This is a genomic window from Pyxidicoccus trucidator, assembly GCF_010894435.1.
Classification (GTDB): domain Bacteria; phylum Myxococcota; class Myxococcia; order Myxococcales; family Myxococcaceae; genus Myxococcus; species Myxococcus trucidator.
The window spans coordinates 23,523-38,377 of record NZ_JAAIXZ010000010.1 but is presented as its reverse complement, the minus strand read 5'-3'; the positions used below and the strand labels follow the sequence as shown (position 1 = coordinate 38,377).

Sequence of the window (14,855 nt, the reverse complement as noted above, 5' to 3'; positions counted from 1 at the left end):
GGGACGCGCCAGGCGCCGGGGCCTGACTCCTGGTGCGGGAGGGCCGAGCCGGGGACCGACGCCTCAGCCCTGGCGGATGACGAGCAGCCTCGGCTCGGTCATGTCCTCGATGGCGTACTTCACGCCTTCGCGTCCCAGCCCGGAGCCCTTCACCCCGCCGTAGGGCATGGTGTCGACGCGGAAGCTCGGCACGTCGCCCACGACGACGCCGCCCACCTCCAGCTCGTCCCAGGCCCGCATCGCCCGCGTCAGGTCCTGGGTGAAGATGCCCGCCTGGAGGCCATAGCGCCCGTCGTTCACCTCGCGGAGCGCGTCCTCGAAGTCGCGGAAGGGCTGGAGCAACAGGACGGGGCCAAAGGCCTCCTCCGCGCACAGTGGCTCGTCCGTGGGGACACCCTCCAGCACCGTGGCTTCGAGCAGCGCGCCACGCCGCCCGCCTCCCGCCAGCACCCGAGCCCCCCGCTTCACCGCCTGCTGAATCCAGCCTTCCAGGCGCCGCGCGGCGGGCTCGTCAATCATCGGGCCGAGCGTGGTCGTCTCCTCCCTCGGGTTGCCCGCTCGCAGGGCCCGCGCCCGCGTGACGAGCCGCTCGCGCAGGGCGCCATGAAGGTCCTCGTGCACGAGCACGCGCTGCACGGAGATGCAGCTCTGCCCCGCCTGGAAGAACGCGCCGTGTGAGATGCGGTCGGCGACGAAGTCCAGGTGCTCGCCCTGGTCTTGGTCCACCACGCAGGCCGCGTTGCCGCCCAGCTCCAGCACCACCTTCTTGCGGCCGGCCCGCGCCTTCAAATCCCACCCCACCTTCTCCGAGCCCGTGAAGGAGAGGAGCTTCAGCCGGTCGTCCTCGATGAACGGGCCCACGTCCTCCAGGCGCGTGGGGAGGACGGAGAAGGCGCCCTCGGGGAGGTCCGTCTCGGCGAGCACCTCCGCCATGAGCAGCGCGCTCACGGGCGTGCGGTCCGACGGCTTGAGCACGAAGGGGCAGCCCGCGGCGATGGCGGGCGCCACCTTGTGCGCCACCAGGTTGAGCGGGAAGTTGAACGGGGTGATGAAGGAGACAGGGCCCACGGGGACGCGCTGGGTGAAGCCCCGGTAGCCCGCCGTGCGCTTCGACACCTCCAGGTTGAGGACCTCGCCCCCGCCGCGCACGGCCTCCTCCGCCGCCGCCTTGAAGGTCTCGATGAGCCGGGTGACCTCGCCCCGGGCGTCGCGAAGCGGCTTGCCCGCCTCGACGCAGAGCGCGAACGCGAGCTCCTCCGCGCGCTCACGGAAGCGGCGCACGCAGTGCTCCAGCACCTCCTGGCGGGCATACGGCGCCAGCTTGCGCATGGGGCCCGCGGCGCGCACGGCGGCGGCGATGGCCTCCTGCACGGCGCCCGCGTCCGCGAGCGCCACCCGGGACACGACTTCGCCCGAGTACTTGTCGGTGACGGCCAGGTCCGCGTTGGGCTGCCGCGCGCGGTTGGCCAGATAGTACGGGTAGCGTTCAGCCAGCATGACGTTCCTCTCTTGTTCTCTCGTGCTCATGACTCAGCGCTCCGTTCCAGCCTCGGCACCGGCGCTGAGCGCGCGCGCGTTGTCCGAGTAGTCGATGGGCAGGTCGATGACGTGCACACCGCCCGACTCCAGGCAGCGGGCGAGCGTCGCGCCGAACTCGGTGGCGCTCGCCGGCCGGTGTCCCTTCGCGCCGTACGCCTCCGCGTAGCGGACGAAGTCGGGGTTGCCGAGCGTCATCCCGAAGTCCGGAAGGCCCATCTCCCCCTGCTTCCAGCGAATCATCCCGTAGCCGTCGTCGCGCACCACCACCACGGTCAGGTCCAGCCGCAGGCGCACCGCGGTCTCCAGTTCCTGGGAGTTCATCATGAACCCGCCGTCACCGCAGACCGCGAGCACCTTGCGACGCGGGTGGACCAGCTTCGCCGCGATGGCGGACGGGAGCCCCGCGCCCATCGTCGCCAGGGCGTTGTCGAGCAGCAGCGTGTTGGGCCGACGGGAGCGGTAGTAGCGGGCGAACCAGAGCTTGTACATGCCGTTGTCCAGGCAGACGATGCCGTCGTCTGGCATGGCACGCCGGACTTCCGCGACGAGCCGCGCGGGGTAGATGGGGAAGCGGTCATCGCCCGCGCCGCCCGCGAGCTGGGCTTCGAGCCCGGCCCTGGCCTTCTCGAATGGAGCGAAGTCCCAGTGCGAGCGGGAGCCGACACCCTCCGCGATGCGCCACACCGAGTTGGCGATGTCGCCCGCCACCTGCACCTGCGGGAAGTACACGGGGTCGACCTCGGCCGAGGAGAAGTTCAGGTGGACCACCGTGCGGCGGCCGTCGCGCATGACGAAGGGCGGCTTCTCGATGACGTCATGGCCCACGTTGACGATGCAGTCCGACGCCTCGATGGCGCGGTGGACGAAGTCGCCATCGGACATCGCCGCGGTGCCCATCCACAACGGGTGCGACTCATCCACCACGCCCTTGCCCATCTGAGTGCTGAAAAAGGGCATGCCCACGCGGTCCACGAAGACGCGCAACATCTCCGAGGTGAGCTTGCGGTTGGCGCCAGCGCCAATCATCAGCAGCGGACGCCGCGCGGAGGCGATGGCCTCGACGGCCTGGGCAATGGACGCCTCGTCGGCCACGGGCCGGCGGAGGACGCCGGGCGCCAGCGGAGCGGCATCGGTGGACTCTCGGGCCACGTCCTCGGGCAGCTCCAGGTGGGTGGCGCCGGGACGCTCCTCTTCCGCGCGGCGGAAGGCCTCGCGCACCGCCGAGGGGACGTGCTCCGCGGAGACGAGCGTGCGGGTGGACTTGGTGAGAGGCCGCATCATCCCGACGACGTCGACAATCTGGAAGTGGCCCTGCTTGCTGGCCTTGATGGGCTTCTGGCCGGTGAGCATCACCATGGGCATGGCGCCGAGCTGCGCGTAGGCGGCGGCCGTGACGAGGTTGGTTGCCCCCGGGCCCAGCGTCGCGAGGCACACGCCCGCGCGCCCGGTGAGCCGTCCCTGCGTGGCGGCCATGAAGCCGGCGGCCTGCTCGTGACGGGTGACGACCAGGCGCATGCCCGCCGCGCGCATCGACTCCAGCAGGTCCAGGTTCTCCTCACCGGGGAGTCCGTAGACGCAGCGCACGCCCTCGGCTTCGAGCGCTTTGACGAACAGGTCTGATGCCTTCATGGGGTCCCTCTCCTTCGTGACGAGGAAGATGTACGAGGGGCCTTCGATTCGTACATTCGTTTGTTCTCATCGACTCGATAGGCACCATCTATGATGGAGCCATGGAGCTCCGACACCTGCGGTACTTCTCCGCCGTCGCCGACACGCTGCACTTCGGGCGCGCCGCGCGGCGGGTGCATGTCTCGCAGCCCACGCTGTCGCAGCAGATCCGCCAACTGGAGGAGGAACTGGGGACGCCGCTGTTCGAGCGGGCGCGCAGCGGGGTGCGGCTGACGCAGGCAGGGGAGCTGTTCCGCACATACGCGTCGCGCGCGCTGGAGGACGTGAATGCGGGACTCTCCGCGGTAGGAGCGCTGCGTGGGCTCGCGACGGGGGCGCTGCGCGTGGGCTACCCGCCCAGCATGCGGGGCATCGTGGTGCCCGCGCTGGCCGCCGTGCTGCGCAGACACCCGGGGCTCGCGCTGAGCGCCGAGGAGGCGGTCGTGCGACGCCTGGAGCGACGGCTCGCTGACGGCAAGCTGGACGTGGGGTTGGGCTATGCGCCGGCACGCCTGTCCGACCTGGATGCGGAGCCGGTCTTCGACAGCAGGCTCGCGCTGGTCGTCGCGAGAGGGCATGCACTGGCAGGAGCGGAGTCCGTGGGCGTCCGGCAGCTCACGGAGGAGCCCTTCGCGCTGCTGTCACGAGGGCTGAGGGTGCGCGCGCGCGTGGATGCCTGGTGTGCGGCCATGCGGCTCGCGCCCCATATCGCGCTCGAATCGAACGCGGTGGCCACCGTGCTCGCCATCGTGCGCGCGGGGCTCGCCGTCACGGTGCTTCCTGAGCCTCAGCTTGCGGACGCCGAGCGACTGGTAGTGAAGCGACTGTCCCCCGCACCGCGCTCGGAGCTCGCGGCGGTCCTCTGGCGCAAGGGCGCGCCGCGCACGCCAGCGGCGGAGCTGTTCGCCACGGAGGTGCGCGCACGGGCGAAGGAGCACGGGAGCTGAGATACCTTCGACGGGTGGAGTGCGCGACACACGACTTCGAAGCGCCAGGGAGGTCCATGCCCGAACTGAACCGCTCCTCTTACAGGCAGAGCCGCCGAAGCCAGCGGTGCATGTATCCAGGGGTCATGGGGGGCAAGACGCTGCCCTCCTCGCAGAAGTACGGCTCCAGCAGCCGCGCAAGGGCACGGTATTGGGCAGGGGGAGCCCCCTTCTCCGTGTCCATGGCGTCTGGCCACTCGCCCAGCGTCAGCAGCAGCCGCTCCCCTTCCATTGGCTCCATGGACACCTCCGGGAAGGAGAGCTTGTCGCGCAGCACCTCCAGGCCGCCGAGCTGGCCGAGCAGGGGCTGCCCCAGGAACGTCAGCCAGTAGGCGCCCCGCGCCCCGGTACCGATGACATCGCTGGTCTCACTCAGCAGATAGAGGTCCAGCCCCAGGTAGCGTTCGAGGAGACCGAGGAGCTGCCTTCGGACGCCGTACCAGATTCCGGGATGGGACACGAAGGCGAGGCTGGCGTAGCCGAAGCTGAAGGGCAGCTCGCGAGCGAGCTCCAGGGCCAGCGCGCGCAGGTGGGCGGGACCGTGCTCCAGGAGGTACTCGGTGGGAAACGAGAAGGACACCGCGCTCGTGGCGTCCTTCTTGTGCGAGTTCAAGGGGTGCGCGAATTGGAGGCCATCGTAGTTGAAGTGGTACCCGCCCGCTTCTCCACTCTCCTCGCACAGTGAAACGTGCCTCGCGGCCCCCGCCCATGGGCGCTCAAGCATCTTCTCGCGGATGTGCTCCCAGCCCTGGTCGTCGAGCGGCAGGGTGTCTCCATCGTCCGCGCCGTACCAGTTCAGCGCTCTGGGAGTGATGGCACGACGATAGGCATGCAAGGCGCGCCACATCGCCGGGGCCAATTCTTCGTGTGAGCGGCGCATGAAGAAGCAAAGGATGACGCCATCGCGGACGTCCACATCGCCGTAATCGTTCCGCACGCGGATGACAGGAATGATCTCCCTCATGGAGTTACTCCTCTCCGTGGTGAGACAAGAAAAGGCTTTCCCCCCAGTGCATCCTTGTAGACTTGGCCCTGGTTGAAGTTGGGATAGGCACTGGTCTCTCCGTATCGCGTCCACCTGGGATCGTTGGTAGCGGGGCAGGGAAACTTGAAGTCCAGCGTGAGTACGGAGCGCAGCAGGTCGCCGTCGGAATGAAGCACCAGGTCCGGCTTGATGGTGCGCCACAGCGCTGCGGTGCACCCCTCCTTGATGAGTCTCGCCTCCTCCTGCCGGCTCACCGTCTCCAGCACCCTGGCATTGGGGAAGTAGCGGTAGCGCTGCTCGACGCTGTACGGCCGGCGCCACAGTTCCTCCAGCACCTGGCGCGCGCACTGGAGGGCGAGCACATGCTTCTGCTGTCCCAGGAGCATCGCCCGCGTGACTCGCGCTCCACAGCCGTCCACGTCCACCTCCTCGCCGCACTCTTGCCTCGTCGGAGCCCGGTTGCCGAAGAACTCGGCGTTGACCTGGCGCTCGGCCTGCCTGGCGCACTCCACCAGACGTCTATCGAGCTCGCTCGCCGCATTGTCGCTCTCGAGCAGGACGAGCAGGATGGGCACGGACTCCGCGAGGATGGAGGCCGCCAAGGTCCGGGTGGAGGCAGGTGCCAGCGCACTCGCCCCCTGCCGACGGCGGCGGCATGGCGCAGGCGGCCGGCCGTCTCCGTGTCGACGAAGCGCAAGTCGCCGTGCGGAGCGCGCTGGGGGCTGCCAGCACAGGCCCCGAGCAGGACACTCGCCACCAGCAGGAGCGCGGACTTCCCGCGCAAGGCCGGGCATGTGGGCAGGTTCGTCTTCAAGACGGCGAGCATCTGGAGACCTCGTCGGCAACTCCGCGACCTGACGGCCCTACTTCAAATCCGAGATGCCTTCTCCAGTAACAGGGCGCATGCTCCAACATCAGGCTGCCGTTCCAACCCGGAGAATCGAACCCAATCATGAGCCAGAGCCTCTACGACATTCCCCTCTCCTCCATCGACGGCGCCGCGCAGACCCTCGGTCAGTTCAAGGGCAAGGTCCTGCTGGTGGTGAACGTGGCCTCCAAGTGCGGTCTGACGCCGCAGTACGAAGCACTGCAGAAGCTCTATGACCGCAAGCACGCCCAGGGGCTGGTGGTGGTGGGCTTTCCGGCGAACGACTTCCTCGGCCAGGAGCCGGGCAGCGAAGCGGAGATCAAGGCGTTCTGCAGCCTGACCTACGCTGTGAAGTTCCCGCTGTTCTCCAAAATCTCGGTGGTCGGAGAGAACAAGCATCCGCTCTACCGCGAGCTGACCACCGCCTTCCCCGAGGCCATCGGCGAAGGGCCGATGCGCGCGTCACTCAAGGGCTACGGAATCGAGGCCAATCCGAAACCGGAGGTGCAGTGGAACTTCGAGAAGTTCCTCATCGGCCGGGATGGCCGCGTCGCCGGCCGCTTCGCTCCGGACGTGACAGCGGACGATTCGCGTCTCCTCCAGGCCATCGACACGGAGCTGGCAAAACCGGCCTGAGCACTCGGAGGCCCGTGGGGCATTCGCCTGCCCCCACGGGCCCTGGAGTGGCCAGGACCTCAGAGCCGTGGGTCCACCGGCTCGCTCTCCAGCGCCAGCACGCCGAAGACACACTCATGCACGCGGCGCAGGGGCTCGCCCCGGGCGAAGCGCTCCAGCCCCTCGACACCGAGCGCGAACTCACGCAGCGCCAGGGAGCGCTTGGTGGAGAGCCCTCGCTGGCGCAGCCGCTCCAGGTTCGCCGGTGTCGTGTACTCCGGGCCGTAGATGATGCGCAGGTACTCCGGCCCGCGTGACTTGATGGCGGGCTGGAGCAGCCCCTTGCGCCCCCGCACCGCGAAGTCGAGGGGCTTCACCACCATCCCCTCCCCTCCGCGCGCGGTGAGCTCCTCCCACCAACGCACGCCCTCGGCCACGGCGCCCTCGTCCCCCACCTCGACCACCCGGTACGGAGTGGCGACGAACAGCCGCTCGTCCGCGCGGCACACCCGGGCGAGCGTCTCCATGTGCCACACGTGGTCCTTGTCCACATGGGCAGAGCCCTCCGTCGCCAGCACATGGAAGGGCGCGAGCCGCACGTCGTCCAGGGAGCGCACGGGCCAGCAGTAGCGCCGGTACGACTCCACGTAACGGCCCACGTTCCGCGCCTTCTCACCGAAGCGCGCGGAGAGCTCGCCCACCGCCAGGCCACGAGCCGCCGCGTGGGCGAGCGCCGCCACCACGTCCGGGAGGGCCGCGCGCGAGGCAGCCCCCACCGCCGCATACTGCTCTTTCAGCAACTCCTGCGCCTTGAGGGACCAGGGCATCAGCTCGCAGTCGAGGCAGGCCCAGTCCGTCCGGAGCTCCTCCCAGAAGCCTGACGTCTCCAGCGCCGTCCTCACCCGGGCCAGGAAGGCCGCTTCCAGTGCCGCATCCGCGAAGAAGCGCCGGCCGGTGCGCGTGTAACAGACACCCAGCGCTCCGGAAGTCACCCCGAAGCGGCGGCGTGCGGCCTCCGCATCCCGGGCAATGACCACCACGGCGCGCGAGCCCATGTGCTTCTCCTCGCACACCACCTTCGCCACGCCCTCCTTGCGGTAGTAGGCGAACGCCTCCGCCGGGTGTTCGAGGAGTCCCTCCGCCTGGCTCGTCTCGGAGGGCGACATCGTCGGGGGCAGGTAGATGAGCCACTTCGGGTCGATGGCGAACCGGCTCATCGCCTCCAGCGCGGCCGTCGCGTTCTCCTCCCGGATGGTGACGCTCTGCTGGAGCCGCGTCGTGATGACGCGCTTGCCCAGCACGTCGTCCAGGTCGAGCAGGTCGTCATGCCGCTGCTGGGCGCTGAGGGAAGCAGTCCCGGACACGCTGTCCAGCGGCTTCACGGCCTCACAGTACGCCCGCGCCGCGGGCACCGAGACGAGCTCGCGCTCCGGGTAGCGCAGGGCGGTCAGCTTGCCGCCGTACACACAGCCGGTGTCCAGGCAGAGGGTGTTGTTGAGCCACTCGGCCTCCACCACCGGAGTGTGGCCGTACACCACGGAGGCCCTGCCCCGGTACTCGGCGGACCAGTTGAAGCGCACGGGCAGGCCATACTCGTCCGTCTCACCCGTGGTCTCCCCGTACAGGGCGAAGTCGCGCACCTTGCCGGAACCACGCCCCTGCATGGACTCCTTCATTCCCGCGTGCGCCACCACCAGGCGACCGCCATCCAGGACGTAGTGCGAGACCAGTCCGTCGATGAAGTCCACCACCGCCTTGCGGAACTCCGGTGTCTCGCGCTCCAGTTGCTCCAGCGACTGAGCGAGGCCGTGCGACACCTTCACGTCCTTGCCGCGCAGCTTCCGCATCAGCTTGATTTCATGGTTGCCGGGGACGCACAGCGCCGTCCCTGCCTCCACCATCCCCATCACCAGCCGCAGCACGCCGGGGGTGTCCGGCCCACGGTCCACCAGGTCGCCCACGAAGACGGCCTTGCGTCCGGCGGGCGGGCGCACGTCGACGCCGGGCACGCCGTCCGTCCGCGGTGAGAGTGCGTAGCCGAGCCTGCCGAGCAGCGCCGTCAGCTCGTCCAGGCAGCCGTGGATGTCACCGATGATGTCGAACGGCCCGTGCTCGTGCTTCCGGTTGTTCCAGAGCGGCTGGCGCTCGAACTCGAGGGAGTCGAGGGTCTCCGGCTTGAGGACGTGGATGTGTCGAAAGCCCTCTCGCTCCAGGCCGCGCAGCGAGCGGTGCAGTTGCTGGAGCTGGTTGCGCACCACGTGGGGACCGAAGTCCCGGTCCGGCCGCTGACGGTTGCGCTCGTGGCACGTCTTCTCCGGCACGTCGAGCACCACGGCCACGGGGAGCACGTGGAACTCGCGGGCGAGCTCGATGAGCGGCTTGCGTGACTCGGACTGGACGTTGGTGGCGTCGATGACCGTGAGCAGGCCCCGGGCGAGGCGCTTCGCGGCCACGAAGCGCAGCGTCTCGAAGGCGTCCTTCGTCGCCTCCAGGCTGTTCTCGTCGTCGGAGACGATGCCGCGGTACGTGTCCGAGGAGAGGACCTCCGTGGGCTTGAAGTGCTTGCGCGCGAAGGTGGACTTGCCCGACCCGGAAGGGCCGATGAGCAGCACGAGCGCGAGCTCGGGAATCGGGGTCTTCATCGTGAGAACACCGCCAGTTGGGTCGGCGCGCCGACTTCCGCGTCCAGAGGGCCTACGGGTTGGAAGCGCACGCTGTACCCGAAGCGCGTGCACAGGCCCCGGGCCCAGGCTTCGAACTCGGCGCGCGTCCACTCGAAGCGGTGGTCCCGGTGCCGGAAGGTGCCGGCGGGCAGCGACTCGAAGCGCACGTTGTACTCGGCATTCGGCGTGGTGAGGACCACCACGTTCGGCCGCGCGCACTCGAAGAGCACACGCTCGAAGGCGGCGAGACGCGGCGGGTCCAGGTGCTCGACGACCTCGATGACCGTTGCCGCCTCGTACCCCGACAGCCGCTTGTCCCGGTACATGAGCGAGCCGTGGAGGAGGCCCAGCCGCCGGCGCTGCAATTCGGGGAGCCGGTCGAAGTCCAGCCGCTCCTTCGCGATTTCGAGCGAGCGGAAGGACACGTCCATGCCGAGGATGTCCGTGAACTGGCGCTCCTTCATCAGGGCCTTGAGCAGCTTGCCCTCGCCACAGCCCAGGTCGACGACACGCGCGGCACCGCACTCCTTGAGTACGTCGACTACCGTCTGGAGGCGCTGCTCGTTGAGGCTCAGCCGCGACTCCAGCGCGGCCTCCTCCTCGTTGCGCACGCGCTCGCGTTCCTCGGGCTCGGCGGCCTCGTCACCCACGAGCCGCTCCAGCGCCTCGCGCGCGAGACTCCGCTGGTGGCGCAGGTAGCGACGCGCGATGAGCTCGCGCTCCGGATGCGCCGCGAGCCATCCCTCGCCATGGCGCACGAGCTTCTCCACCTCCTCGTCCCCCACCCAGTAGTGCTTGTCGTCGTCGAGCACCGGCATGAGGACGTACAGGTGCGTGAGGAGCTCACTCACCCGTGTGCGGGCCTCCACCGTCACGGTGAAGTAGCGGCTGTTGCCCCACTCTGGGACTGTCTCATCGAGCGGATGCTGCGTCGCGGTGACGGTGTAGCCCAGGGGCTCGAAGAGCCGCCGCAGGAAGGCTTCTCCGCCCCGGCAGGGCAGCACCGACAGCCTCGCGGTGAGCGGCAGCGCCTGCTCGACAAGCTCCGGCCGCTCCTTGCTCCGGCCCGCCATCGCCGAGCCGAAGAGGCGGGCGAGCGCCACGCTCATGAACGACGAGGCGACGTAGGGCCGGTCATTCACGTACTGCGCCAGCGCCCCGCCCTCCCCCGCCGGGCCATGGCGGCCGCGCACGAGCGCGACCGGGTCGACTTCGAGCAGCAGGGCCGCCGTGGTGCACTCGGCGTGGGCCTCCGGGTAGAAGACATGGGCCAGTCCGAAGGGCAGCTCGAAGGACTGCGGGCGAGCTGGATTCTTGTGGAGCAGATAGCCGAGCTCCGTGGCGGGACTGTGCGTTGTCGAGAGTGTCAGGAGCATGTTCCTCACAGTGAAGCTGGGCCCCAAGCCGGGTGAAGTGAACGGTCCCCGACCTCGGTGGGCGCATCGATGGCCGGAGGAAACACGACGGGACGGGCCCCGGCCTGACGACGCTGCCCCAGCCGCCCCGGGGAGGCCTGTGCCCCTGGACGCCAAGGACAGCCAGCTACCGGGGAGAGAACGAAGCACAGACGCGCACGCCAATCCTGGCGTCGCGCGCCGTCGGGTCACCGGGTGACAGGCCCGCGCTGGCCGCGCCGAAGGCGTCGAAGTACCAGGCGCCCCCCCGCAGCACGACACTCCCGAACTCCGGTGTCGCGGACCGCGTGAGCTCGTAGGCGTTGCCCGCCATGTCTTCCAGACCGAAGGGGCTCACCGAGGCGGGGTGGGAGCCAACCATGTCGGGTCCGAAGGCCGTGGGCAGCCTGTCGTAGGTCGCGTCGATGTTGGCGTCGTCGGGCTGCAACAGGTCTCCACCATGGGGGTAGCTGCGGCCATCCGCGCCTCGGGCCGCGTACTCCCACTCATGCTGGCTGCACAGGCGCGCACCCGGCAGGCGCTTCGTCCCGTGGAGCCAGTAGAAGTAGCCCTCCAGGTCCTTGGCGGAGACCCCGGACAGGGGAAACCGTGTCCAGTCGGCGGTGTTCCTCCGGGTCCGCCCCGCATAGACAAAGTCCTGGCCCAGCCTCGCCGTGCTGAACTCCTCGGGCGAATGATAGAACGAGAAGGTCCAGCCAGCGTCGGGGTGCTTCCGCAGCGTGACGGCCCCACCACCGCCAAAGCGCGGCTGTTCGAGAATCCTCCTCGCGGGCGCATCCGGAGGCAGGTCGTCGAGATAGGTCAGCCAGTCGCCGAACGTCACCTCCGTCTTGCCAATCAGGAAGCCCTCGTCGAGGCAGAACCGGTGAATCGGCGGGCTGTACGAGAACCTCCGCACCTCCTCCGACCCTGCGTGGCCCAGGAGGAAGCAGCCCCGGGGGACATAGGCATAGCCGTCAGGCACCGCCGTGGGGAGCGAGAGGTGGACCGTCTCGCGAGCACCGTGCGTGAGCAGCAACGGCAACTCGACCGGCACCCGCCCTGGCTTCGTGACGCGGAGCACATAGGAGCCATTGGGAAGGAAGAGGCGGGCGACGGGAGTCGGGCCCAGGGAGCCAACCTCCGGAACAGGCTCACGGCGAAGCGTCCCCTTCACCTGGGTGTAGCGCTCGAGCTCGACGTGGGCGCCCGGCGGGGTGGTCACCAGCTCGAGCTCGGCCGGGGCCCGTAGCCGTCGCAGCCACTCCGCCCCCTCCTTCGCGGCGTCCACCTCCTGCTCCAGGAGCCGCACCCACTCGTCACGCTCACGACGTTGGTGGAAGTGCTCTGCGAGGACGGCCCGCTCATAGGTGACCTCCGCGATGAGCCGGCGCGTGTCCACGTGGAGGCGATCTCTATCGAGCGCCCTCTCGAGGGTCCGGCTCGCGCGGGTGTAGGCCGCCTCGGACTGCTCGCGCAGGGCGAGCGCCTCGGTCCATTGCCGCTCGGCGGCATTCTGGAGGCCCGCGGGCCCAGGCAGGGTCTCGAGGCCCGCGGACGGAGGAACCCGTCCATCGAACAGCGCCAGCGCCGCCTCGCGGCTCTTGCTGGCCCGCTGGGCGAGAGCACGGCCCTCGGCGAGCGCCTCCCGTGCCGTGCCGAGCTCGGCGGCGATGAAGCGCGAGTTCTTGACGTAGGCGTGCAGGCGAAGCCCGCCATAGGAAGCGGAAACGGCGAGCACGAGGACCAGCACCCCGAGCCGGCGCCCCCAGCGCTCACGTGTCACGGCACGACGGGAGGCGAGGAGGAAGGCGCGCTCGCGCGAGCCCAGGGTGGAGGGGTCGAGCAGCCTCGCCTCGTCGAGCTGCCGTTGCCCCCAGAGGGCCTCGCGGGCGCGCATGAGGCGCTCCCACTCGGCGCTGGCCACCTCCACCCGCTTGCGCAGCACGCGATGGCCGATGTCGTCATCGAGCCAGTCGCGCAGCGTGCCCCAGCTCTCGATGAGCGACTCGTGGGCGATTTCACAGCGCGCCTGGCCGCTCACGGTGCGCGTGTGCAGGAGGCGGCCTTCGACGAGCGCCCGCAGGGCGGCGCGGGAGGCTCCATCCGAGGCCTCGGCGAGCTCGTCCTCGCCGCGCTCCATGCGCGTCCCCTCCGCCGTCACGAGCTGGAGCAGGAGGCGCCGCGCCGCCGCGTACTCGGTGGGGCTCAGGCGCGCGAGCACCCCGTCGGCATGCCGGGACAGCGCTCCGGCCACCCCTCCCATGTCCTCGAGCGCCTCCCGGGTGATTCGGCCCTGCGCCGGATTGCGCCGCTCCCACAGCTCGGCGAGCGCGAACTGGAGGAGCGGCAGACTGCCCACGCCGTACGCCGTGGAAGCAACGAGCGTCTGGAGGAGCTCGCCGGACTCGAAGGCCACGCCCCGGCTGCGCGCGGGACCGACGATGGCCTCGCGCACTCCTTCAGGCGACAGGGGCCGCAGGATGTAGAGCGCCCGCTCGGCCTCGTCACCCAGGCCAGGAAGCGCGCACAGGCGCGTCAGGAAGTCACCGCGCGCCGCCATCAGCACGTGCACTCCCGCCGACGGCAGCGCGAGCTCCCCGAGGAGGCGGGCGAAGTGCGCTGCCTGAACCGGCTCGGAGAGGGTGAGAAGCTCCTCGAGTTGATCGACGAAGAGCAGCAGGCCCCGCCCGTGCGAGTGCGCCTCGCGCAGCGCCTGCCCGAGCCAGGCCGGCCTGTCCGCGAGCGCGGTGACGAGCTCCGCCTCCTTCCAGCCGAGCACGGGCGCGAGCGCGGCGGCGAGGGCCTCCAGCGGGCGGTGACCGGGCCACAGCTTGACGGTGACGTACTCACGGCCCTCGTCCAGAGCGCCCGCGGCCACCCGGGGCAGCACGCCGGCGCGACACAGCGAGGACTTCCCCGTCCCCGAGTCCCCGGCGACGAGGACCAGGGGCCGGGAGCGGAGGCGCTCGAGCACGGCGCGGATGTCGGCCTCGCGCCCGAAGAAGAGCGACCGGTGCTCGGCCTCGAAGGGAGCGAGGCCGCGGTAGGGATTGCCGGCGACCAGCGGCTCGGGAGCGCAGATGCGCGCGAGCCGCTCCAGGGCCTCGCAGAGGGCATCGGCCGAGACGAAGCGCTCGAGAGGGTCGGCCGCGAGGCACCGGGTGATGAGCGCGGCGAAGTCCGGGTCGACGTCCGGCCCGAGCGCGGCGCGGGGGAGCGCCTCCTCCTGCCCGCGGGGTGCGCGACGCGGCACCTCGCCCGTGCACAGCTCGTGGAGGATGAGGCCCAGGGCGTAGATATCGCTCCGAGGCGTCGCTGGAGCCCCCGCGAGCAGCTCGGGCGCCATGTAGGGCAGCGTGCCGACGAGGACACGCGAACTGGACGCCAGGGCCGTCCCCGCCTCGAAGCGCTCCGCGAGGCCGAAGTCGAGCAGCTTCACCTCGCCTTCCCGGGTGACCAGGGCGTTGGAGGGCTTGAGGTCGCGGTGGAGCACGCCCTGGCGATGCGCCGCCGCGAGCCCCCGGGCCAGACCCACGCCCAGGGCAAGGACCCGGCGCCACGGCACCGGCAGAGGCAGCTCCGCGAGGCTCTCGCCAACGACATACTCGGAGACGATGTACGGGCGGCCGTCCACCTCACCAACGCTGAAGACGTTGACGATGTTGGCGTGCTGCACGCGCGCGAGCGCCCGGGCCTCGGTCGTGAAGCTCTCGCGGCCCCACGCGTCGGGCTGGTTCGCGGCCATGAACTTCACCGCCACGCGCCGGTCCAACGAGGTGTCGTGCGCCAGGAAGACGACACCCATGCCGCCACGGCCAATGGGGCCTTCGAGCCGGAATTCGTCGAACGCGTCGGGGGGCGTCCAGGACAGCCCTGGCTCCGACGAGGTGTCGGCCGGCTCGGGCGCCTTCGCGGCCCCTCCCCCGGTGTGCTGGATGCCGGGAGTGAATGTGGCCAGGAGGGTCCGGCAGTCGCCGCACCCGGCGGCGTGCCGATGGACACGGGCCAGCTCCTCGTCCAGCAACCGTCCTTCGAGGAGGTCGACCAGGACCTCGTCCGTCAGACAACTGGAGGTGGGAAGACGCATGGGGTCGGGGAAGCTCCAGGTTAGTCAGGGAGTAGTTGCCACTCAAT

General features: G+C 70.0%; 9 protein-coding genes. 2 read left to right on the top strand and 7 right to left on the bottom strand.

The annotated features are described in order from the left end of the window. Positions 1 to 63: 63 nt before the first annotated feature. Complete coding sequence (locus G4D85_RS26475; RefSeq protein WP_164016785.1) at positions 64 to 1,497, bottom strand: aldehyde dehydrogenase family protein; 1,434 nt, start codon at positions 1,495 to 1,497, stop codon at positions 64 to 66. A 33-nt stretch (positions 1,498 to 1,530) separates the two neighbouring features. Next, positions 1,531 to 3,168 carry an acetolactate synthase large subunit gene (locus tag G4D85_RS26470; RefSeq protein WP_164016784.1) on the bottom strand — a complete coding sequence of 546 codons (1,638 nt, stop codon included), beginning with the start codon at positions 3,166 to 3,168 and terminating at the stop codon, positions 1,531 to 1,533. Positions 3,169 to 3,269: 101 nt separating this feature from the next. Here G4D85_RS26470 and G4D85_RS26465 point away from each other — a divergent pair, with 101 nt between their 5' ends. Then, positions 3,270 to 4,154 carry a LysR substrate-binding domain-containing protein gene (locus tag G4D85_RS26465; RefSeq protein WP_164016783.1) on the top strand — a complete coding sequence of 295 codons (885 nt, stop codon included), beginning with the start codon at positions 3,270 to 3,272 and terminating at the stop codon, positions 4,152 to 4,154. Between the two features lie 79 nt (positions 4,155 to 4,233). Here the strand turns inward: G4D85_RS26465 and G4D85_RS26460 are convergent, their stop codons facing one another. Both G4D85_RS26460 and G4D85_RS26455 read right to left on the bottom strand, forming a co-directional pair. Then, positions 4,234 to 5,157, bottom strand: coding sequence for a type VI immunity family protein (locus G4D85_RS26460; protein ID WP_240359509.1), 924 nt, complete (start codon positions 5,155 to 5,157; stop codon positions 4,234 to 4,236). Then, positions 5,154 to 5,780 (bottom strand): hypothetical protein, encoded by a 627-nt coding sequence (locus tag G4D85_RS26455; RefSeq protein ID WP_240359508.1) that lies wholly within the window; start codon positions 5,778 to 5,780, stop codon positions 5,154 to 5,156. Before G4D85_RS26455 ends, G4D85_RS26460 begins: the two co-directional genes overlap by 4 nt. A 350-nt stretch (positions 5,781 to 6,130) precedes the next feature. On the opposite strand from G4D85_RS26455, the gene G4D85_RS26450 reads away from it, so the two are divergent. Next, a complete protein-coding gene (locus tag G4D85_RS26450; protein WP_164016782.1) occupies positions 6,131 to 6,682 on the top strand; it encodes a glutathione peroxidase in 552 nt (183 codons plus the stop codon). 59 nt (positions 6,683 to 6,741) lie between these two features. On the opposite strand, the gene G4D85_RS26445 is transcribed toward G4D85_RS26450, so the two are convergent. The 3 genes from G4D85_RS26445 to G4D85_RS26435 form a co-directional block, all read right to left on the bottom strand. Further along, on the bottom strand, positions 6,742 to 9,303 hold the full coding sequence (locus G4D85_RS26445; protein WP_164016781.1) for a polynucleotide kinase-phosphatase: 2,562 nt from the start codon (positions 9,301 to 9,303) through the stop codon (positions 6,742 to 6,744). Beyond that, positions 9,300 to 10,700 carry a 3' terminal RNA ribose 2'-O-methyltransferase Hen1 gene (locus tag G4D85_RS26440; RefSeq protein WP_164016780.1) on the bottom strand — a complete coding sequence of 467 codons (1,401 nt, stop codon included), beginning with the start codon at positions 10,698 to 10,700 and terminating at the stop codon, positions 9,300 to 9,302. The genes G4D85_RS26445 and G4D85_RS26440 overlap by 4 nt, the downstream gene beginning before the upstream one ends. Positions 10,701 to 10,866: 166 nt before the next feature. After that, positions 10,867 to 14,808, bottom strand: coding sequence for a bifunctional serine/threonine-protein kinase/formylglycine-generating enzyme family protein (locus G4D85_RS26435; protein ID WP_164016779.1), 3,942 nt, complete (start codon positions 14,806 to 14,808; stop codon positions 10,867 to 10,869). Between the last annotated feature and the right edge of the window lie 47 nt (positions 14,809 to 14,855).